Below are 20667 nucleotides of genomic sequence, written 5' to 3'. Positions count from 1 at the left end.
CGTAGTCCGGGAGCGTAGTGGGGATGCGTAGCAGGGAACCGTAATTCCGTTCAAAGGACTCTCTATGAGTTGGCTGACGAATCTCGTGATGGGAATCAGGGCTCTGTTTCAACGGAGCCACGTGGAACGCGAGCTGGACGAGGAGCTGCAGGCCTATGTCGAGGCCGCGACCGAAGACAAGCTGCGCAAGGGAATGAGTGCAGATGCGGCCCGCCGTGCGGCGATGGCAGAACTGGGCAGCAGCAACGCCGTGAAGCACAAGGTCTGGTCGTCGCGGTGGGAGTCGTCTGTCGACAATCTTTTTCAGGATCTGCGTATCGGTCTTCGCTCGCTGATGAGGCGGCCCGGTTTTACCGCTGTGGCCGTGGTCTCTCTTGCTCTTGGCATCGGGGCGAACAGTGCGATCTTTACGCTGATCGATCAGGTCCTTCTGAAGAAGCTGCCGGTGAAGGATCCTCAACAACTGGTTGCCTTTGGAGACTCGGTGTATGGCGGAGTCGCCGGCGGCATCGATCTTGGGGCGTTCGGCGGCTACTTTCCCTGGGATTTCTCCCGGCAGTTAGAGATGAATCCCGGACCGTTTCGGGGAATCGCCGCATACGGAAGTTTTTCGAACAAGACGAGCGTTCTCGCGCCAGATGCAGTGGGATCCGGAGCTCCCGCTATACTTGCGCAGGCGACACTGGTCTCCGGCAACTACTTTCATGTGCTTGGTGCGCAGCCGTTGCTTGGACGGGCCATTCTGCCCGCTGACGATGCCGTTCCGGGCAGCGGTGCAGTCGTGGTTGTCAGTCATCATTTCTGGCAGAGTGCACTGTCGTCCGATCGTGCCATTATCGGCAGACCACTCACGATCAATGGCACACCGTTTGAGATCGTGGGTGTGATGCCTGAGGCGTTTCATGGATTCCGGCAGGAAGTTGAGCCGACCGATCTATGGACGCCCGTCAGCATGCAGCCCGCGGTGTTGCAGCACCCATCCATGCTGATGCCGCAGTCGGGCCTGTACTTCCTGCATCTCTTTGGACGATTGAGCGAACAAGCATCCACAAGTAAAGCCGGAGTTCTCGAAAGCCAGAACTGGCTGAATCGGCAGGTCCGTCTCGGCGTCCTCGCCAGAGACGGAGGCGTCATTACTCCGGAACGCCGCAAGGAGATCGAGCGGACAAATGTGCCCCTGGTGCCGTCAGCGACGGGGGTGTCTCTGGTTCGCAGCCAATATGGCGACTCGCTCAAGATTCTGATGGCGGTCGTGGTCGTAGTGCTTTTGATCGCCTGTGCGAACCTGGCCAACTTTCTGCTCGCTCGCGGAGCGGCGCGGCAGCGTGAAATCGCAACCCGGCTGGCCCTTGGCTCCAGCCGCGCACGTGTCATCAGGCAGAGTCTTATGGAGGCGATGTCATTGTCGCTCTTCGGTGGCGCCCTGGGACTTGGCCTGGCTTTCGCAGCAACGCGCGCGTTGATCGCGTTCGTAAGCCAGGGGAGCGGAGAGACAGCCATGAGTGCAGCGCCGAATACGGCGGTGCTCGGTTTCACGTTCGGCATCTCAATGGTCACAGCGCTGTTGTTCGGGCTCGCGCCTTCTACGGTTGCGGCGCGCCTTGGAGAGCGCGGGTCGCTCAACACGGCTGTACGAACCGTTCAAGGAGGCGGAGGCAGAGCCTCACGATTCTGGCCGAAGACGCTGATCACTGCCCAGGTGATGTTGTCGCTGCTTCTTCTGGTAGGGGCCGGTTTGCTGGTGCGCACGTTACGTAACCTGCAGCACCAGGATTATGGGTTTGAGCGAACGCATCTATTGCTGGCATCCATCGATCCAAAGCTTGCCGGATATCAACCGCATCAGGTGCCGGCGCTGCATCAACATCTTCTCGAGCGGCTCTCCGCGATCCCCGGTGTTCGTTCCGCTGCGTTATCGGCGGCCCCGCCGATCAGTGAAGGTGTATGGAGCTCCAGTATCTCGCCGGCGGGCTACACTCCCGCTCCCAAAGAGAACATGGTCTCAGTGCTGAATCGAGTCTCCGGCCGATACTTCGAGACTGCCGGCATTACGATCGTCGCAGGACGTGGCATTACACCCGAAGATACCGCCGGCAGTCTGAAGGTTGCGGTGATCAGCGAATCGATCGCAAAACGCTACTTCCCTAGGGGCGAGGCGATCGGCCGCACCCTCACATTAGGTATTGATAGCGTGCGTGGCCCATGGCAGATCGTCGGAATCGTGCGGAATACGAAATCCGGAAATCCGCGGGAGACCGAACCGGTACGCATGACCTACATCCCGTTGGCGCAGATCGATCCCTATGCGCCTCTCCCATCCGGCGGAACAACAACAGCTACAGAAGCGAGCACTACCGTGCGGGAGGAGAACCAGGATCGCTATGCCTATACCATCCTGCTTCGAACGACTGGCGATCCGGCAAAGACAATTGCCGATCTCAGAGCCGCGGTTGCGTCGATCGATTCCAAGCTGCCGTTGTTGAGAGTTATAACTATGGAAGAGCAGGTATCGAGCCTGATCGCGAACGATCAGTTGATCTCAATGCTTACGGGCGCTTTTTCCATTCTCGCCTTACTGCTGGCGGCGATCGGCCTGTATGGCGTGATGAGCTACCACGTCGTTCAGCGCACGACAGAGATCGGTGTCCGCATTGCCCTCGGTGCGCAGCTTCAGACGGTGTTGTGGATGATCCTGAAGGAGTCCCTGATGCTATTGGCCATAGGTGTGTGTCTCGGATTGCCGCTCACGTTGCTGGTGACTAGAAGTATCCGAAGCCAGCTCTTTGGGCTGAGCGTCCTGGATCCGCTCACGTTTGCGATAGCGATCGCTGTCGTTGCCGGAATGACGGTGTTTGCAACCTGGCTTCCGGCGCGGAGGGCAGCCAGAATCGATCCCTTGACGGCTCTTCGATACGAATAGGAACGCGCCTTTCCACCCCAACGAACCGAGTTTGTCGAGGACCCCGGCCTTCAGTGCTTTTGGTCAGCGTCTGGTTCAAAAGCTTGCGGCTTCAACCCTTCGATATTCCTGCGGGAACCCTGGAACTCAGATTCTGGACCGGAGGCCGCCGTTGTGGTGTGCTTGCCGCAGCCATTGACGCGGAACTCTGACTCGCTGAGGGGAGGAGTCCGGAGTTGGCGGAGTGGTCTTTTTGGACATTCGGCATATAACACGCGGGCAAATCACCCGTCTTATGCTGGGTATGGCAGCGATGGCGAGACGAAGAAATAGCCTCGGAGTGTTGGTATATCAAATAGTTACCTATGTGTTTTTCCCGAAAAATAAGGTAAGCTGAGAAACCTTTCCGATGAAATGGGTTATACCGGTTGAACCTCTTCATCCCCGCAGAGTATATGCAGAGCAAATATTGACTCCCCCTCATCTCTATATAGGAACGACATGATCAAACTTCTGAAGATGATGCGCGACAATCAGGATCGAATCCTGACTGACTGGCTGAATAGCCTCAAGACGGCCGCACGGCGGCGTGACCTGGTAGGCGACGCTGAGGTCAAGGAGCACTCCAGGAAGATTTTGACTCTGATTTCAAATCCACCTCCGAACACCGTACTGGAGGACTTTTCGTCCGAGGGCTGGCAGACGGTGCGAGATCAGTTGCTGGAGATCTCCATCTCCCGTGTAGCGCACGGCTCCTCTCCTTCTGAGACGGCGCAGTTTTTGCTGTCGCTGAAGCCGGTGATGTTCCAGCTTATCCGGGAACAGTTGACGACCGCGCCGGACGAGCTGTTCCACGAGATTGATGTTACGAACAATTTTGTTGACGCTATGGCGCTCCATATTGCGGAGAGTTATATCCAGAGCCGAGACAAGGTAATTGCGCGCCAGCAGGAAGAGATGTTGGAGCTGTCGACGCCGGTGGTCATGCTGTGGGACGGCATTGTGGCCCTGCCAGTCATCGGTACGCTGGACAGTTCGCGGGCGCAGATGGTGATGGAGTCGCTGCTTCACGCGATTGTTCAGACGAACTCGCGTTTTGCCATTATCGATATCACCGGAGTGCCGACGGTGGATACGCTGGTAGCGCAGCATCTGTTGAAGACGATTACAGCGGCGCGGCTGATGGGCGCGGAGTGCATTCTGAGCGGCATCCGTCCGCAGATTGCGCAGACGATCGTGCATCTGGGCATCACCCTGAACGACGTAGTGACTCGTTCCAAGCTGTCGGACGCCTTCCGTCTGGCGCTGGAGCGTAGTGGTCGCATGGTGGTGCAGAAAGCCGGCCACGCGCCGGTCGTTGCTCCTGTCGCCGGGGTGTCGTAATGGAACGCATTCCGATTCTTCGTATCGGCAGTCTGCTCCTGGTAACGATCCAGGTGGATCTTTATGACGATCTGGCGCTGCAGTTGCAGGACGACCTATCGACCCGTATTGCGGATCTGGGAGCAACGGGGGTGTTAATCGATATCTCTGCACTGGAGATTGTCGATTCCTTCATCGGACGAACGCTTGCTAATATTGCTGCAATTGCGCGCGTTCTGGATGCGGAGACGGTCGTTGTCGGCATGCAGCCTGCGGTTGCAATCACGCTTGTGGAACTGGGAATGTCATTGCCCGGAATTCGCACGGCCTTGAACGTCGACCTGGGAATGGAGTATCTGCGGCGGGTGGCGACAGGTGGAGACGGTGTCGGAACAGATCATTACGCGGAGTGAGGTCCTGCCGATCAGGACTCAGATCGATCTGGTTCACGTGCGGCAGCGGGTGCGAACCTGGCTGTCGGAAGAGCGTTTCACCCTGATCGATCAGACCAAGATCGTGACTGCCGCCAGCGAGCTGGCGCGCAACGCACTGGAACATGGCGGCGGCGGCCAGATGGAGATGTCGCTGCTCGCCGTCGGTGCGCGGAAAGGAATACGGCTTAAATTCTCCGACCAGGGCCCGGGCATCGCGGATATCACCATGGCTCTGAAGGATGGTTACACCACAGCAGGGGGGATGGGACTCGGCCTGGGCGGCAGCAAGCGGCTGATGAGCGAGTTCGATATTCAGTCGTCCCCCGGGGCTGGGACCGTCGTGACTGTAACCCGCTGGAAGTAAGCTATGTCCGTGTCACATCAACGGATTCCGATCCTGGTGAATGACCAGAGCTACATTGGTCACGCGCGGCGTCAAGCGGCGGCGATCGCAGAGTCGCTCGCCTTCAGCGAGACCGCGGCCGGGAATCTTGGGATTATCGTCACCGAAGCTGCCCGCAACATCGCGCTGCATGCCGGCAGTGGGGAGATCGTGCTGGCCCCGTGGACGATGGATGGGTATGTGGGGGTGGACGTGGTGGCCCTGGACCGCGGCCCTGGAATTGCCGATATCGAGCGGGCTTTGGAAGATGGCTTCTCCACTGCGGGTACCGCGGGAACGGGACTGGGGGCGATGCGGCGGCTGGCGCAGGAGTTTCAGGTCTATTCCATCCCTCGAGCGGGAACGGTTGTCTTTGCCCGTGTCTTTGCCAGACAGATTACGGATATGACCGTGGTCCGTGGAATCAGCCGTGTAGGCGTTATGAACCTTCCAATGCAGGGAGAGGTGCATTGCGGCGATGCCTGGAAGGTTATTCGCGCGGGCGGGAGAAGCCTTTGCATGGTCGCCGACGGTCTGGGGCACGGGAAGGATGCCGCCCTGGCGTCCGGCCGTGCTTGTGAGGTTCTGGAGCAGAACCCCGGCCTTTCCCCGGAAGATCTTCTGGGTGAGATGCATCGGGCATTGCGAAAGACACGGGGAGCAGCGGTTTCGATCGCAACGCTCGATGGTCAGCGGACTCTGCACTATGCCGGCGCGGGCAATATTTCGGGAGTGCTCCATGCCGGCAGATCCCATCAGAACCTTGTCTCGATGAACGGAACGGTCGGGCATACGGTGAATCGCGTACGTGAGTTCCTGTATACATGGGAAGGAGAGGCGACTCTCATTCTGTATTCCGACGGTCTTAGCTCCCGCTGGACTCTAGAGCAATATCCAGGTCTGCTCGGAAAACACCCTGTCCTGATTGCCGCGGTGCTCTATCGCGATCATTGCAGGGGCCGTGACGATGTCACGGTCCTGGTTGTACGTATTTGACCTGTATGGAAAACAATCAGCGGCTACCTATTTATGCCATCCCCCTGCGTTATGACCGCAACGTGATGCACGCGCGGCAATATGCCCGCGATGTCGCGGCACTACTGGGATTCAGCTACCAGGAGCAGGTACGGTTGGCGACCGCAACCTCTGAGCTGTCGCGGAATGCCTTTCGCTATGCCGGGGGAGGAACGGTCACGTTTCTGCTCACCAGGCGGCGGCCGCAGATCCTGATGGTGGTGGTGGAAGACAATGGCCCTGGAATTTCGAACCTGGACGAGATTCTGGATGGCCGCTATCAGTCAATGACTGGCCTGGGCAAGGGAATTACAGGAACGAAAAATCTGATGGATCACTTCCGGATTACCTCATCGCCCTCCGGCACGGTGGCGGAGGCAGGCAAGCTGCTGCCTGGAGTACAGCCGCTCTATGATGAGGCCGCGGTCATGAAGATCGCCGGCGAATTGATTCGCAAGAGCGTCGCCGACCCTTTCCAGGAGTTGGAACGGCAGAATCAGGAGCTGTTGCGGGCACTTGCGGAAGTCCGTGAGAAGCAGGCGCAGTTTGTCGAGCTGAATCGCAAGCTGGAAGAGCTTTCACTGCAGGACCCATTGACCGGTGTCGCCAACCGGCGTTCATTCGACCGCGGACTCGACCGCGAGTGGAGCGGCGCCATGCGTACGCAGCAGCCGCTCGCGCTGTTGATGATCGATGTCGACTTCTTCAAGCTGTTGAACGATCGGCATGGGCATCGCTATGGAGATGAGGCGCTAATACTGCTGGCAGCGGCGCTGCAAAAGGCACTGCCGCGCAGCAGCGATCTAGTTGCTCGTTATGGCGGGGAAGAGTTTGCCGCGGTGTTGCCCTTCACCAGCGCAAGCGGGGCTGCTGAAGTGGCTGCCAGAATGCATGCAGCGCTTGAAGCGCAGCAGATCGCGCTTGAAACTCCGATCGGATCTACTGTGACCATCAGCATTGGAGCGGCAGTCTGCGAGCCGCCGTACGATGAGTCGATTGCACGGCTGGGATACGGCGTACTGGTAGAGGCTGCTGATCGCGCGCTTTACCTGGCGAAGGAGAAGGGCCGCAACCGGACGGAGTTCGGAGAGGTCATCGCTCCGGCGTGAGGGAGATTTCCTAGGGCGCATCGGCAAATTCGGTCAGCGTTTTTGTTAGAAGTTTTGAGTATTCCTGGCTTAACCTTCCCTGCCCGGGTGCTCCACCCTCGCAACGCTAGGGTGGGCGAGGGTGCCACAGATATTCGGGCTGCACTCGAAGCAAAAGCCGTCGCGCGTAGCGCGATACACCACATATCCCAGCCTGAACGGTTGTGCCTTTCCTTGCCCACCCTAGAGCATTTCTCCTGTTGCTGGGTAGCCCGGAAGGGGAGTGCAGCGGCGTTTTCATTGCGGAAAACGCCCATAGATACGGAATCCCTACACTACACCTACAGGAGAAATGCTCTAGCGTTGCGAGGGTGGGGCACCCGGCAGGATAGGAGCTGAAGACCCTATGGATTTCAGCCAAGGCTAATTTGTCGATAAACCCTCGCATTCAAAGGAATAAGGGATTCGACAAGATGATTGTCGAAGCCCTTCCAGTTTCAGACGAGCTTCTTTTCCCTGGGACTAACAAGCAGGTCCTCGATGCGGATGGGCAGGTTTCTGACGCGGATACCGGTGGCGTGGTGCACGGCGTTTGTGATAGCGGCCGCGATGCCGGCCAGGCCGATCTCGCCGACTCCGCGGGCGCCGAGCGGGTTGAGGTTGAAGTCCGGGTAGTCGAGGAAGGTTACGTCGATGGCGGGGCAGTCGGCGTTGACGGCAACGATGTAGTCCGCCAGGCTGGCGTTGATAGGAGCACCGGAGCGCTGATCGTACTCCGTCGCCTCCAGCATGGCCATGCCGACGCCCATTACTACCGCGCCTTCGATCTGGTTGCGTGCAGCGCGAGGATTCACCATGCGGCCGGCGTCGATGACGGTGACGACACGGCTTACACGCAGCCGCGCGATCTCCGGTTGCCAGGTAACCTCGGCAAACTGTGCACCGTAGCTATGGAAGGAGAATTTCTGGTTCGGGTCACCCAAAAGCCCGGTCGATTTTCCTGTGCCGCTGACAGAACGGACGTTGGCTGCCTTGAGGATCTCGGCGAAGGCAAGTGCGCCCGAGGTCTGGCCCTTCATGCGGACAACGCCGTCGACGAATTCGAGTTCGTCAGCGCTCTTGCCTTTGAAGGGGCAGCCATCGGTCTTGGTTGCGAGCGAGAGCAGCTGCTTGCTCGCCTGCTGTGCGGCCTGTAAGGCCGCAGGAACAACAGAAGCGGTTGCCCAGGAGCCACCGCTGATCGGTCCGGGAGGAAGCGAGGAGTCACCCATAACGACATCCGTTCGCTGCAATGGAAGTCCGGTCTCGTGAGAGACCATCTGCGCAACGGCCGTGTAGGTGCCGCCGCCGATGTCCTGTGTACCGCAGGTAACGCGCGCGGTGCCATCCTGCCGCAGCTCGACGTTGACTTCAGCATCGGTGCGGGTGGCGATCCAGGCGCACGCGCCGACGCCCCAGCCGAGAGTTCTTCCTTCTTCATCTTTCATTAAGCCAATGGCGGGATTGCGCTTAGCCCAACCGAACTTCTCCGCGCCGACGGTGAGGCACTCTTTGAGGTGGCGTGAAGAGAAGGGCTTTCCGATGCTTTCGTCCCTCTCCGGTTCATTCAGAAGGCGAAGCTGTACGGGATCGATGTCGAGCTTGATGGCGAGCTCGTCCAAGGCGGATTCGAGTGCGTAGAGACCGGGCACAGCGCCGGGACCGCGCATGGAGGTTGGGGTACCGACATTACGGCGGACCAGGCCGGAGGTGGCAAGGACATTCGGGCAGGAGTACATGAAGCCGGTGGATTCGGCGCAGCCCTCGTCGTAGTCGTCGAGCATGGAGGTGTGATTGACGTAGTCGTGCCGGATCGCGAGCAGCTTGCCCGATTTATCCGCAGCGAGCTGAACGCGTTGGTCGATGGTGGGCCGGTGGCCGACGCTCTGGAACATCATCGAACGGCTGACGACAAGCTTGACTGGACGATTGAGGTTGCGTGCGCTTGCGGCGGCGAGCATCGCATGCGGCCACGGCCACAGCTTTCCGCCAAAGCCGGAGCCGAGGAAGCGGCTAATGACCTGCACGTTCTCCGGAGGAACGCCGAGCATGGCGGCCATCACGTCGCGATGGTTCACGACAGCCTGCGAGGTCTCGTAGAGCGTGAACTTGCCATCCTTGTAGACCGCTACCGATGCGTGCAGCTCAATGGGATTATGTGTCTCGGTTGGAGTGGAGTAGACGGCATCATGTTTGTAGGTTGCGCGGGCGAGAACTGCGGCGGCGTCGCCACGTTTGGTGACTTCTTTGGGTTTGCCTGCGACTGTGGGAGTGTCGAGAAGTTTGTCGTTGGTATTGTGCGGAGTCTTGGCGTAGGTGACCTTCACGGCTTCGGCTGCGGCGCGCGCCTGTTCCACCGTGTGTGCGACGGCAACGGCAACGTACTGGCCGTAGTAGGAGACGGTCTCGTCTTCGAGTGGGGGCCGCCGCTCATCCAGGATCATGCTGAGGCCGGCCGACGGCGGTGTGCGATAGAGGGGACCGATGTTCTTGTGGGTGTAAATGGCCAGCACGCCGGGCATCTTCTCGGCTGTGGATGAGTCGATGCCGCTGATGGTTCCGCTGGCGATGGTCGCGGTGACCGGCCAGGCATAGACCAGGCCAGGGAAGTGGTGGTCAGAGGAGTACATGGCCGCGCCGGTGGTCTTCAGCGGTCCATCGATGCGCGGCGTGGGTACACCGACGATCTTGCTCTCAGTAACGGGCTGTGGTGTCTGCTGTTCCATCGGGTTCCTCCTTATGCGTGACGAGTGACTTCGGCGAGTGCGTGGGTGAGGCAGCGCTTTGCGAGCTCAACCTTGAAGCCGTTCTGCGACTGCGGACGAGCTCCGTGCAATGCAGCTTCTGCCGCCGCGCGGAAATTGGCCGGTGTTGCCACTTTGCCTTGCAGTGCTCTCTCAGCTTCGAGGCTGCGCCAGGGCACGGTCCCGACTCCACCCATGGCGACGCGAACGAAGTCGATGCGGCCGCCGCTCTGTTTGACTACAACGGCCGCAGAAGCAAGGGCGAACTCGTAGGAAGTGCGGTCGCGCAGTTTGAGGTAGTAGCTCTTCGCCCCCGCGGGCAGGGCCGGGATGGCGACATGGGTGACGAGGTCGCCGGGTTCGAGAACCGTCTCGCGTTCCGGCGTATTGCCGGGCAGCAGATAGAACTGCGCGATCGGGATAGTGCGTTCTCCCTTTGCGCCGGTGACGTGGATGGTGGCGTCGAGCGCAGCGAGAGCGACGTTCTGGTCAGAGGGGTTGGAGGCGATGCACTGGTCGCTGGTGCCGAGGATGGCCATCATGCGGTTGTGTCCACCGATGGCGGAGCAGCCGGTGCCGGGCTGACGTTTGTTGCAGCCATAGGCGGTATCGCGATAGTAGACACAGCGTGTCTTCTGCAGCAGGTTGCCGGCGGTAGTGGCCATGTTGCGGAGCTGGGTGGAGGCTCCGCTCAGGATCGCGAGTGAGAGCACGGGGAACTGCGTCTTCACGGCGTCGTGATAGGCGACGTCGGTGTTGCGGGCGAGCGCGCCGATCTTGAGGCCGCCATTGGCGGCAGGCTCGATGGCGGTGAGGTTAAGTCCGTTGATATCGACGAGCTTTGTTGGAGTCTCGACGTTCAGCTTCATGTAGTCGACGAGATTGGTGCCACCGGCAATGTAACGGACAGACGCGCCTTGTTGAGCGGTGGAGGAAGAGGACTGGGCTTTGACCGCGTCCTGAATGCTATTGACGGAGATGAGATCGAAGGGCTGCATGGCCTGGTTCCTCCTTATGCGTGGCGACGGACGGACTGCACGGCAGCGACGATGTTGGGGTAAGCGCCGCAGCGGCAGATGTTGCCGCTGAGTGCCTCCTTCACGTCGGTGTCGGCAGTGCCCCAGGGTTCATGCAACATGGCGACGGCAGACATAATCTGTCCGCTGGTGCAGTAGCCGCACTGATAGCCATCGTGCTCGACGAAGGCGGCCTGCATGGGATGCATCTTCTGCGGTGTACCCAGGCCTTCGATAGTGGCGATCTCAGCTTTCTGGTGCATGGCGGCGAGGAGGAGACAGCTATTAGCGCGACGTCCGTCGACGTGGACCGTGCATGCGCCGCACTGGCCGTGGTCGCAGCCCTTCTTCGTACCGGTTAGGTGCAGGGTCTCGCGCAGGGTGTCGAGCACGGTGGCGCGAGGGTCGATACGGAGCTGATGTGTTTCTCCATTCACCTTGAGGGTGATGGGAATGGTTCCTGGAGTCTCGGGCATGGCGGGGTCTCCCTGCGGCTGAGGCCGCTCGGGTTCCGCAGATGCCACTACCGGAGCAACGGTTGCCGCAGCGGTGGCGACGCCCATAGCGCCCGCGCGCGAGAGGAAAGAACGCCGGCTGAGTTTTTCAAGCGAGGTAAGGGGTTTGGATGCGTCATCAGTGTGCTCTGCCATCGTGTGCCTCCTGGACTAACGATCGTCTGGATGGATTCCGCGAACGTATGCTGGACGCCGAGGGAACAGCAGCGTCGACGAGAGCTTCTGCGATGGAAGCCCTTCTGAACACCGACGACGTGCGCGGAAAAAAACCTTGAGCTGCATCCGGATAGATGCCGCTAAGTCTCCTAGCGATTGAGGCTACGCCAGAAAAAGCAGAGAGCGGTATCCCGATCCTGCCGTTTTTTTGCCTATTTCTCCGGGGTGCAGCAACGATGAATGGCGATGCTGCTTACTCATAGCGCAACGCCTCCATGGGGCTGACGCGGGAGGCGCGGCGGGCGGGTAGCCAGGCTGCAGGCAGAGCGATGGCGAGCAGGGCAACAATGGCCAGCACCAGGCTGAGTGGCTCGGTTGGCTTCAGACCGTAGAGCAGGCTCTGCAGCAGCTGGTTGGTGGCCAGGGTGAGCGCGCCTCCCAGGGCAATACCGGAGACAACGAGCAGGACGATCTCGCGCATGATCATCCAGCCGACGCTGGAACGGGCGGCGCCGAGAGCCATGCGGATGCCGATCTCATTGGTGCGTCGGCTGACGAGATAGCTCATCAGTCCGTAGATGCCGATCGCGGACAGAAAGACGGCGAGCAGGGCGAAGAAGGTTGAAAGCTGGGCAACAAGAGTCTGGTTGGTGATGCTGCGTTCGATCACGCGGTCGAGCGTAGTAACGCGGTTGATGGTGAGGGTACGGTTTATGGAATGAATGGTGTTCTGTACATCTTTGGAGACCGCATTGAAGTCGCCGGTGTAGCGGACGGCGAGCGTGCCATAACCCCACGGATGCTGCGGATTGGGAACGTAGTCGATGTACTGGCGATGCTCCTGCAGATTGCCGAATTTCACGTCTTTCACCACGCCGACGACCTCAACATCGTTTCTGGGCTCGGGATCTTTCCCGATGTAGATGTGACGGCCGATCGGATTGACGCCGGCGGGAAAGAGATCGCGCACCATGCTCTCGCTGAGGATGATGACCTTGTGCGAGGTTGCCGTGTCCTGCGGGCCAAAAGTGCGGCCGGCGAGCAGTGGGATCTGCATGGTATTGAAGTAGCCATTACTAATGACGTTGTGTTTGATGTTGACCGCATCGTTGTAGGCGGTTCCGGGAATATTGAGTGAAGTGTTCCAGCTTCCTTGATGGAAGGTGAACGAAGCAAAACCGGCGCCGTGCACCCCAGGTATGGCGGCGACGCGATCTTCGATCTGGGAAAACATGGAGATCATGCGTGGGTCTTCGCCTTTCAGGCCGAGGACCGAGGAATCCATGTTGACGAGCATTACACCGTCGCGGGGGAAGCCGGTGTCGACGTGCGTGAGGTTAACCAGGCTACGCAGGAAGAGAACGGAGGCGACAGCCAGGACGAAGGATATGGAGACTTGCGCGATGATGAGCACTTTGCCAAGGACATTCCGCGTTGCAACGTTGGCGCTGCTGCGGCCATCTTTGAGGGCTCCGGTCACCTCGCCTTGGGAGGCACGCAACGCCGGCACGATGCCGAAGAGCACGGCCGTTCCAACGGTAACGGCAAGCGAGAAGCCCAGCAATGGCAGGTTAAGCGAAACGTCGATGGGGATAAGGTCGGCGTCAGGGCCGCCGGAGATCATGCGCAGCAGCATGCGGTCGGCGACGACAGCGAAGGCGATCCCCAGCAGGCCTCCAGCTAGTGCAAGGATCACGCTTTCGGTGAGGAGCTGGCGGACGAGACGCAGGCGCTGCGCTCCGAGCGCCTGGCGTACTGCGAACTCGCGAGCACGTGCGGTGGAACGCGCCAGGAGAAGGTTGGCGATATTGGCGCAGGCGATCAGCAGCACCAGGGCGGTGACGCCCATCAGGAGCTTCAATGGGTCGGAGAACTGGTGACGCAGCCCGGAGATGCCGGTTGCAATTGGTGTAATCGCAACGTGAGCCGTTTGTAGATGAGACAGGTTGTAGTTATTGAGCCTGGCATCGGGGAAGCCGCGAGTGATCTGTTGATACAGGACATTGATCTCGGCTTCGGCCTGCGCGTGCGTGACTCCGGGTTTCAGACGGCCGAAGATGAGATTGGACTGGTAGAAGTTGTCTTTATAGCCCTTGTAGTGAGCAGGCAGCGAGTTCATCATCGCCATCGGTATCCAAAGGTCGGGCGCATGTCCGACGGTGATGCCGAAGAAGCCAGGAGGGGCGACGCCGATGATGGTGAAGGTGGTGTCGGCGAATTTGACAGTGTGGTTGAGGACATCGGGCGCTCCGGCAAGCGCGGTCTGCCAGAAGGCATAGCTGATGACGGCGACGGGATGTGCGCCTTCGTTGGTGTCATCGGCCGCGGTGAGAAGTCGGCCCACTACGGGCTCTACGCCGAGTGTAGAGAAGAAGGTTCCGGAGACGAGGTCGGGAGAGAGGATCTCCATCTGATCGCGGCGATCGATGGTGCCATGCGCCTCACCGTTGAAGCTGAGGACGGTGGCTACTTCGGAAAAGACCGCGTTCTTGCTGCGGAGCTGCGAGAAGAAGGAATAGGAATAGAGAGTGGTGGAGCCGTACCGATCGGTGACTCCGTTCTCATCCCCGTCGCCGAGGATGAAGAGCTGCCCTGGAGCTTTGACGGGCAGCGAGCGCAACACGATGGCGTCGAGAAAGCTGAAGATAGCGGTGTTCGCGCCAATGCCGAGAGCCAGCGAGAGTAAAGCGACGCAGGTGAGCCCGGGGGAGCGCAGCATGGAGCGCAGACCGTATAGCGTGTCCTGTGCAAAGGACTCGAGCCAGCTCCATCCCCAGGCGGCGAAACTCCGCTCGCGCAGAACGGTGTTGTTGCCAAAGCGCCGACGGGTTTCGCGATGTGCCTGTTCAGGGGCAAGGCCGGTGGCGACCTGCTGCTGCTCACGCAGCTCAAGATGGAGACGCATCTCCTCTTCGAGGTCGGCATTAAAGCGGGAGCGATGGAAGAGCATGCTGAGGCGGCGGAGAAGCTGGCGCATGGTGGTCTCCTTGGCGAAGCGGAGGTGCGATCAGGCAGGCTGCAGCACGGCGGTAATCGCGCCGTAGATACGGTGAAAGTGCGAAAGCTCAGTGGCGAGCTGTTTGCGGCCGGCGGCGGTCAGCCGGTAGTAGCGCGCGCGGCGATTGCCGGCGGTCGTGCCCCACTCGGCGGAGACCCATCCCTGGACCAGAAGCCGCTGTAATGCCGGATACAGGGAGCCCTCTTCCACCTGCAACACATCGCCGGAAGTATGCAGGATCGACTCGGCTATCTCGTAGCCATGCATCTCGCCATGGCGCGAAAGGGTGTTGAGGATCAGAAGGGAGAGGGAGCCGGGCGGAATGTCGTTGGGCTTCACAGAATGCTCCTTACTGCCATAGACAAACTATGGCAGTAAGAATGGATGACATAGGCAGACTATGTCAATGGGCTTTTGTTCTCCCTAGCTGCCGATGCAGCCACACACCATAAAAGGTCAACATGATCCAAAGCAGGCTTATGAAGCTAACGAGAGTCTCTGAGGCAAAGACATTAAAGCCTCTGAAACGATGAAGAAAGCCAGTTCCATATTCCGCGCGTATGAACGCACCTGCACACGCCAAAGCTGCCATCGACAAAAGCGGACGTCTTACTGCGGGTGTCTGCCGATGCGAAGTGGTAAACACCCAGCGGCGCCATAGCACTGCGAGCACGCACAACCCGAGCGCAGTACTGACATATTGAAGGAGTTTAAATACCTCAATAAAGCCGTCAAGCGGAAGTTGCAGGTTGTACTTCAATAACGGGAGATGGCGGTAGGGCCAAAAGCCTGGATGGGTGAAGGCATCCCAGATGATATGAGTAGCCGCCCCAAGCAGGATAGAGAGCACCATGACGAAGAAGGTTGGGATACTCGACGTAAAAATCTTCCCCATGGGGTTCTGACGGAGAGGGAATAGACGAGGCGCTGTGGCGATGAGTGCATCCGCGACATATTGCTGGAAAAGCCACAGCACGGCCAAAGACAGTGGGAGATCGAGTAGCAAAGCTCCAGGCAGGGTATGGCCAAAGCTGCCGCGCGGCACGAGCCTGAGAAAATACTCGAAATCCGGAGACAGACAGCCGACCACAAGCGCGGCTGTGTTCAGCCGCGTCCTGCGGAACGGTAGAGCTGCGACGGCATGCGCGGCAGTAAATGGCATTGTCGAATCATCTACTCAAATGGATGCTTCGATCAAAGGGCAGTACTTACGGCGCGGAAGTCCTCGACCAGCGATTCGAGGCAGTCGAGCGAGGTATCCCACGCGAACATGAAGCGTGCGCCGCCGCCGATGAAGGTATAGAACTTCCAGTCTCTGGCGCGCAGTGCTTCGGCGATGGCCGGCGGCATCTTCACGAAGACGCCATTGGCCTCGACCGGGAACATGAGCTCGATGTTGGGCAGACCAGCGATCTTCTCCGCAAATGTTCTGGCGCAGGTGTTGGCGTGGGCCGCGCGGTGCAGCCAGGCTCCGCCCTCGAGCATGCGGACCCAGGGGGCAGCGAGGAAGCGCATCTTGGAGGCAAGCTGGCCTGCCTGTTTGCAGCGATAGTCGAAGTCCTGCGAGAGCGTGCGATCGAAGAAGATCACGGCTTCGCCGACGGCCATGCCGTTCTTAGTTCCACCGAAGCAGAGAACGTCCACTCCGGCCTCCCAGGTCATGGCGGCAGGCGTGCAGTTGAGCGTCGCACAGGCATTGGCAAAGCGCGCTCCATCCATGTGGAGACGCAGGTCGAGCTCGCGGCACGCGTCTGCGATGGAGCGGATCTCTTCGAGGGTGTAGACCAGGCCGGTCTCGGTCGGCTGGGTGATGGTGACAACGCGCGGCTTGGGATAGTGAATGTCGGTGCGCCGAGATGCGATCAGACGGATCGCATCGGGCGTTAGCTTGCCATTCGACGAGGGAGCGACGAGAAGTTTGGCGCCATTGGAGAAGAACTCAGGCGCGCCACACTCGTCGGTCTCGACGTGCGCCAGCTCCGAGCAGATGACGCTGTGATAGCTCTGGCTCAGAGCTGCAAGCGCGAGGGAGTTGGCGGCTGTTCCATTGAAGGCGAAGAAGACATCGCAGTCGGTGCTGAAGAGCGTGCGGAAGGCATCCGCCGCCTGTGCTGTCCATGAGTCTGCACCATAGGCGCTTTCGTGTCCGACATTGGCTTCGGCCATGGCGGCCCATGCCTCAGGACAGATTCCGGCGTAGTTATCACTGGCGAACTGCTGTTTTGGTGCACACATGCGTATCGAACCCTTTCTTACTGGTCCATCAAAAGAAATCACGGATGTGCGGCTTTTCCCGAAGTTGCCGGACAGGCCACATCTCCCAGACGGGACGCCACCTTGCTCGGGGCAGGTTGGCGTTGAGCAGTGAGCTCAACTCTTGATGTCGTTCTGATGATAAACGGTGTCTGGGTTCGAAGCAATTTGTAGGACGCGCCTAGGCGTATCAGCAAAATTCGATGTGCGTTTTGTTAGAAAATTTCGGCCTTCCTTACCCACCTAGAGCATTTTTCCTGTTGCTGGGTATCCCGGAAGAAGAGCGCAGCGGCGTTTTCATTGCGGAAAACGCCCATAGATGCCGAAGCCCTACTCTACGCCTACAGGAAAATGCTCTAGCGTTGCGAGGGCACCCCGGCAGAGAAAATGAGAGAAGCAGATTTCTTCGCTGCGCTACGAAATGACAAACAAAAAGGGCGCCATTGTTCTAAGCGCTGAAGGCGCGTTCTATATCGGCCCTGGGCAACGCCCCAGGCCTGAGGATAGCTGAACTCTAGTTCTCGGCTGGCTTCTCGGCGCGATCGATCACCAGCACATCGACGGAGGTCTTTTCTGAGGAAAGCTTCAGGCCCAACTGCTCGCGGAGTGCCGTGATGAGCGAAGAACCCGCGTTCTCGCCGGCCTCCCATTGCAACGTGAAGTCGTAGTAGCCGTTGAGGCCTGTCTTATCCAGAACCATGCCGCCGCGAAAGGCCGGCTGCTGTGCGATGCGGTAGGCGAGGGCGGGCATGCCGACGCCGGAACCGGTCATGGTTGCCGTGCCGTTACTGCCGCGCTGATTGGTCCCGCTCATAGATTTCGCCGGTGCACCGGAGGTCTCATGCAGCTTAGGGCCGCCTTTGTCGATGACGAGGACGTAGGCTTTCATCTCACGGCTTTCGTGATGGAGTGTGAGATGGAAGCGGTCGGCGAGAAGGCGTTGCAGCATAGGTGCGAGATCCGCGGCTACGATGGGCTCAGCATTTTCCGTCGTTGCTTGCAGATCGAACCGGGCAGTTGAAAGCCAGTTCGGGCCACCGGTGACCTGGAAGTCGAGAACACCGTAGGCCTGCAGAATGAGCGTACGCAGGGAGAGATTCGTGGCGCTGATGCGTGAGCCGGAGAGGTTCACTCCTTGATCGCGATCAAGGCCGCTGAGGTTTTCGCGGACGGAGGTGATCTCAAAGGTCTTTTCCGGATGCTGTGCGAAGCCTGGCATTGTGGCAAAGAACGCTGCCGTAATGCTCAGGAACAAACGAACCCGCCTGACGAGCATAACTTTCCCCTTCGCTGCAAATGGACGGAACCAGAAATAGCTACGTACGGAGTGGGACTTTGGTTCAACCGATTGAACGTTGAAACCAGAGAGCGAAGGTTCTGGCCTTTGTGCTTGTCAGCCGGCCCGAGGGATAAACGATCCAAAGATCGATTCGCGGTAGCTCCCACTCGGTAAGGATAGGGACTACCTCGCCCGAGGCGATCTCCGGTTGGAACATCCAGCGGGAGGCGATGGCGAAGCCCTGGCCGGCGATGACCGCAGCGCGTACCCCTTCGGCCGCGTTTAGCGCGAGCCTTCCCTGGATGCGCACGCGAAGACTGGAGGAGTGACGCGTGAACAGCCACTCCTCGCCACCGGTGCCGTGGTTGTAGATCACGGCCTCATGCCTGCGCAGATCGGATGGCCGGGAGGGGATGCCTCTGCGCCGCAGGTAGTCAGGGCTGGCCAATACCAGGCGCTCTCCGCTGGCAATCTTTTTGGCCTTGAGCGCGGAGTCGGCGAGTACGCCCATGCGAATGGCTATGTCGATGTTTTCTGCCAGCAGATCGATCGGCCGGTCATCCATCACGACTTCGAGATCGAGTTTGGGATGGGCTTCGAGGAACTCGTTGAGTCTGGGAACCAGATGCAGCCGGGCGAAGGTTACGGGCGCATAAACGCGAAGCCGTCCGGATAATCCTTTGCCCGCGCTCTGCGCTGCGGCCTCCGCTTCGTTTGCCTCTGCGAGAGCGCGAAACGCACGTTCATAAAATGCCTTGCCGGCCTCGGTCTGTGTCAGGCGGCGGGTAGAGCGTGCCAGAAGGCGGACGCCAAGCCGGGTTTCGAGCGAGGTGATGCTCTTTGAGATGGCGGGCTGGCCGACCTTGAAATCGCGTGCGGCGGCAGAGAACGACCCCGTCTCGACGACGCGCACAAATACTTCCATCTCCCGCAGGCGGCTCATATTTATTCCAATCCGGAATAGATGATATTGCCTGCAGCGGTCTATTCGCGAGATTAGCGGCTCCACTAGATTCATCCGTGGACCCCATTTCCCTTAAGGAATCAGAGAGCTATGAGCAGCCCTTCCTCGCAACAGCCTGAAACGTACGACCTGGTGATTATTGGAAGCGGCGCCGGAGCAAAGCTATCCGCGTGGACATTTGCAAGCCGTGGACAACGCGTTGCTGTGATCGAGCGGAAGTACGTCGGCGGAGCCTGCCCGAACATTGCCTGCCTTCCCAGTAAGAACATCATCCACACCGCGCAGGTGGTCGAGTATGCGCGGAGAGCCGAAGAGTTTGGTATCCGCATGAGCGAGATGGAAGTCGACATGCCGGCGGTGAGGGAGCGCAAGCGTCGCATGGTCGCGGGCCTCGTGGAAACCCATCTCGACCTCTATCGCCACAGCGGAGCCGAGCTGATCATGGGGACTGCCCGCTTTATAGGTCCCAAGACTGTGGAGGCAACGCTACAGGACGGAAGCAAGCGGGTACTGACGGGCAAGAATGTCATTATCGGCACCGGGACGCATGCTGCGGTCGACCAGACCCCAGGGCTTGCGGAAGCACAACCACTCACCCATGTCGAAGCTCTGGAGCTCGATCATGTGCCGGAGCGCCTGATCGTCCTTGGAGGTGGATACGTCGGTCTGGAGTTCGCGCAGGCCATGCGGCGGTTTGGCAGCAAGGTGACAGTAATCGACCATAACAGCCGAGTACTGCATCGCGAGGACGAGGACGTTACCGAGGCGCTCTACAGCATTCTTCGTGATGAGGGAATCGAGTTTGCTCTCGGGACGCCGATTCAAAAGGTAACGGGAGTCTCCGGGCAAAGGGTAAAGATCTTTCTCCATCGACCGGACGGCGAAGCGGTTGTGGAAGGTACGCATCTGCTAGTTGCTACGGGAAGAGTTCCTAACACGCAGGGACTCGGGCTCGAAGCAGCCGGTGTACACCTCGCAAAGAGCGGCTACATCCAGGTGAATGAACGGCTGCAGACAACGGCTCCCGGTGTATGGGCTGTGGGTGAGATCGCGGGAAGTCCGCAGTTTACCCATGTCAGTGAAGACGATTTCCGAGTCGTGAAAGATAACCTCGACGGACGCAATGCTGTTACGACGGGAAGGCTGGTTCCATTCTGTCTCTTCACCGATCCTGAGTTCGCGCGTGTTGGGTTGAGCGAGACCGAAGCCAAGGCGAGGGGGATACGCTATCGCCTCTTCCGGGCGCCGATGGCAGCGGTGCTGCGCGCAAGGGCGTTGATGGAGACCAAAGGATTCATGAAGGCCCTGGTGGGAGATGACGATCGGATTCTAGGTTTCTCAGGATTAGGTACTGGTGCGGGAGAGGTAATGTCGGCAGTCCAGATTGCGATGATGGCGGGCCTGCCGTATACCGCGCTTCGCGATGCGATGCTGGCGCATCCCACTCTTGTCGAGGGAGTGCACATGCTTTTCGAGTCAGAGCCGACGACTCCGGCACGTTGATCGTCTGCTGTTTCTGTCATA

16 protein-coding genes and 1 riboswitch are annotated in these 20667 nt (G+C 59.5%); of the genes, 7 read left to right on the top strand and 9 right to left on the bottom strand.

The genetic code is table 11. The features are described 5' to 3' along the window. The first annotated feature begins 64 nt into the window (after positions 1-64). The 6 genes from AB4Y89_RS18655 to AB4Y89_RS18630 all read left to right on the top strand — a co-directional run bounded on the left by AB4Y89_RS18655 (position 65) and on the right by AB4Y89_RS18630 (position 7200). Positions 65-2920: an ADOP family duplicated permease gene (locus tag AB4Y89_RS18655; protein WP_442302451.1), complete on the top strand. Its 2856-nt coding sequence runs from the start codon at positions 65-67 to the stop codon at positions 2918-2920. A 480-nt stretch (positions 2921-3400) separates the two neighbouring features. Beyond that, a complete protein-coding gene (locus tag AB4Y89_RS18650; protein ID WP_442302450.1) occupies positions 3401-4282 on the top strand; it encodes an STAS domain-containing protein in 882 nt (293 codons plus the stop codon). Continuing rightward, positions 4282-4674, top strand: a complete 393-nt coding sequence (locus AB4Y89_RS18645) for an STAS domain-containing protein (protein ID WP_442302449.1) — start codon at positions 4282-4284, stop codon at positions 4672-4674. The genes AB4Y89_RS18650 and AB4Y89_RS18645 overlap by 1 nt, the downstream gene beginning before the upstream one ends. Beyond that, a complete protein-coding gene (locus tag AB4Y89_RS18640) occupies positions 4646-5059 on the top strand; it encodes an anti-sigma regulatory factor (RefSeq protein ID WP_442302448.1) in 414 nt (137 codons plus the stop codon). Before AB4Y89_RS18645 ends, AB4Y89_RS18640 begins: the two co-directional genes overlap by 29 nt. A gap of 3 nt (positions 5060-5062) precedes the next feature. Further along, a complete protein-coding gene (locus AB4Y89_RS18635) occupies positions 5063-6073 on the top strand; it encodes a SpoIIE family protein phosphatase (protein ID WP_442302447.1) in 1011 nt (336 codons plus the stop codon). A gap of 5 nt (positions 6074-6078) precedes the next feature. Further along, a complete protein-coding gene (locus AB4Y89_RS18630; RefSeq protein ID WP_442302446.1) occupies positions 6079-7200 on the top strand; it encodes a diguanylate cyclase in 1122 nt (373 codons plus the stop codon). A gap of 476 nt (positions 7201-7676) precedes the next feature. On the opposite strand, the gene AB4Y89_RS18625 is transcribed toward AB4Y89_RS18630, so the two are convergent. The 9 genes from AB4Y89_RS18625 to AB4Y89_RS18585 all read right to left on the bottom strand — a co-directional run bounded on the left by AB4Y89_RS18625 (position 7677) and on the right by AB4Y89_RS18585 (position 19122). After that, entirely contained in the window at positions 7677-9944 is a 2268-nt protein-coding gene (locus tag AB4Y89_RS18625; protein ID WP_442302445.1) for a xanthine dehydrogenase family protein molybdopterin-binding subunit, read from the bottom strand. An 11-nt stretch (positions 9945-9955) separates the two neighbouring features. After that, positions 9956-10960 carry an FAD binding domain-containing protein gene (locus AB4Y89_RS18620; protein ID WP_442302444.1) on the bottom strand — a complete coding sequence of 335 codons (1005 nt, stop codon included), beginning with the start codon at positions 10958-10960 and terminating at the stop codon, positions 9956-9958. Between the two features lie 14 nt (positions 10961-10974). After that, the gene (locus AB4Y89_RS18615; RefSeq protein ID WP_442302443.1) at positions 10975-11628 is read right to left on the bottom strand and encodes a (2Fe-2S)-binding protein; all 654 of its coding nucleotides are present in this window, start codon (positions 11626-11628) and stop codon (positions 10975-10977) included. A gap of 274 nt (positions 11629-11902) precedes the next feature. Then, positions 11903-14626, bottom strand: a complete 2724-nt coding sequence (locus tag AB4Y89_RS18610) for an ADOP family duplicated permease (RefSeq protein ID WP_442302442.1) — start codon at positions 14624-14626, stop codon at positions 11903-11905. Positions 14627-14656: 30 nt separating this feature from the next. Beyond that, positions 14657-14986: a PadR family transcriptional regulator gene (locus AB4Y89_RS18605; protein ID WP_442302441.1), complete on the bottom strand. Its 330-nt coding sequence runs from the start codon at positions 14984-14986 to the stop codon at positions 14657-14659. A 64-nt stretch (positions 14987-15050) separates the two neighbouring features. Then, positions 15051-15809: a DUF4184 family protein gene (locus AB4Y89_RS18600; RefSeq protein WP_442302440.1), complete on the bottom strand. Its 759-nt coding sequence runs from the start codon at positions 15807-15809 to the stop codon at positions 15051-15053. A gap of 32 nt (positions 15810-15841) precedes the next feature. Continuing rightward, entirely contained in the window at positions 15842-16882 is a 1041-nt protein-coding gene (locus AB4Y89_RS18595; protein WP_442302439.1) for a threonine aldolase family protein, read from the bottom strand. A gap of 50 nt (positions 16883-16932) precedes the next feature. Next, positions 16933-17036: riboswitch (SAM-I-IV-variant riboswitch) on the bottom strand. A gap of 378 nt (positions 17037-17414) precedes the next feature. Beyond that, positions 17415-18176: a TIGR03435 family protein gene (locus tag AB4Y89_RS18590; RefSeq protein ID WP_442302438.1), complete on the bottom strand. Its 762-nt coding sequence runs from the start codon at positions 18174-18176 to the stop codon at positions 17415-17417. A 64-nt stretch (positions 18177-18240) separates the two neighbouring features. Then, the gene (locus AB4Y89_RS18585) at positions 18241-19122 is read right to left on the bottom strand and encodes a LysR family transcriptional regulator (protein ID WP_442302437.1); all 882 of its coding nucleotides are present in this window, start codon (positions 19120-19122) and stop codon (positions 18241-18243) included. Positions 19123-19233: 111 nt separating this feature from the next. On the opposite strand from AB4Y89_RS18585, the gene AB4Y89_RS18580 reads away from it, so the two are divergent. Further along, positions 19234-20646, top strand: a complete 1413-nt coding sequence (locus AB4Y89_RS18580; RefSeq protein ID WP_442302436.1) for a dihydrolipoyl dehydrogenase family protein — start codon at positions 19234-19236, stop codon at positions 20644-20646. Positions 20647-20667 lie beyond the last annotated feature (21 nt).

It is taken from the genome of Terriglobus sp. 2YAB30_2 (assembly GCF_052114765.1).
Taxonomy (GTDB): Bacteria; Acidobacteriota; Terriglobia; order Terriglobales; family Acidobacteriaceae; genus Terriglobus.
This window is presented reverse-complemented; position numbering and strand designations above follow the sequence as displayed.

What these genes read in the sequence shown, in the direction of transcription:
- AB4Y89_RS18625 (WP_442302445.1), bottom strand. Translation starts at nt 9,944, where the DNA reads ATGGAACAGCAGACACCACAGCCCGTTACTGAGAGCAAGATCGTCGGT.
- AB4Y89_RS18615 (WP_442302443.1), bottom strand. Translation starts at nt 11,628, where the DNA reads ATGGCAGAGCACACTGATGACGCATCCAAACCCCTTACCTCGCTTGAA.
- AB4Y89_RS18620 (WP_442302444.1), bottom strand. Translation starts at nt 10,960, where the DNA reads ATGCAGCCCTTCGATCTCATCTCCGTCAATAGCATTCAGGACGCGGTC.
- AB4Y89_RS18645 (WP_442302449.1), top strand. Translation starts at nt 4,282, where the DNA reads ATGGAACGCATTCCGATTCTTCGTATCGGCAGTCTGCTCCTGGTAACG.
- AB4Y89_RS18585 (WP_442302437.1), bottom strand. Translation starts at nt 19,122, where the DNA reads ATGAGCCGCCTGCGGGAGATGGAAGTATTTGTGCGCGTCGTCGAGACG.
- AB4Y89_RS18650 (WP_442302450.1), top strand. Translation starts at nt 3,401, where the DNA reads ATGATCAAACTTCTGAAGATGATGCGCGACAATCAGGATCGAATCCTG.
- AB4Y89_RS18600 (WP_442302440.1), bottom strand. Translation starts at nt 15,809, where the DNA reads ATGCCATTTACTGCCGCGCATGCCGTCGCAGCTCTACCGTTCCGCAGG.
- AB4Y89_RS18630 (WP_442302446.1), top strand. Translation starts at nt 6,079, where the DNA reads ATGGAAAACAATCAGCGGCTACCTATTTATGCCATCCCCCTGCGTTAT.
- AB4Y89_RS18655 (WP_442302451.1), top strand. Translation starts at nt 65, where the DNA reads ATGAGTTGGCTGACGAATCTCGTGATGGGAATCAGGGCTCTGTTTCAA.
- AB4Y89_RS18595 (WP_442302439.1), bottom strand. Translation starts at nt 16,882, where the DNA reads ATGTGTGCACCAAAACAGCAGTTCGCCAGTGATAACTACGCCGGAATC.
- AB4Y89_RS18580 (WP_442302436.1), top strand. Translation starts at nt 19,234, where the DNA reads ATGAGCAGCCCTTCCTCGCAACAGCCTGAAACGTACGACCTGGTGATT.
- AB4Y89_RS18590 (WP_442302438.1), bottom strand. Translation starts at nt 18,176, where the DNA reads ATGCTCGTCAGGCGGGTTCGTTTGTTCCTGAGCATTACGGCAGCGTTC.
- AB4Y89_RS18610 (WP_442302442.1), bottom strand. Translation starts at nt 14,626, where the DNA reads ATGCGCCAGCTTCTCCGCCGCCTCAGCATGCTCTTCCATCGCTCCCGC.
- AB4Y89_RS18635 (WP_442302447.1), top strand. Translation starts at nt 5,063, where the DNA reads ATGTCCGTGTCACATCAACGGATTCCGATCCTGGTGAATGACCAGAGC.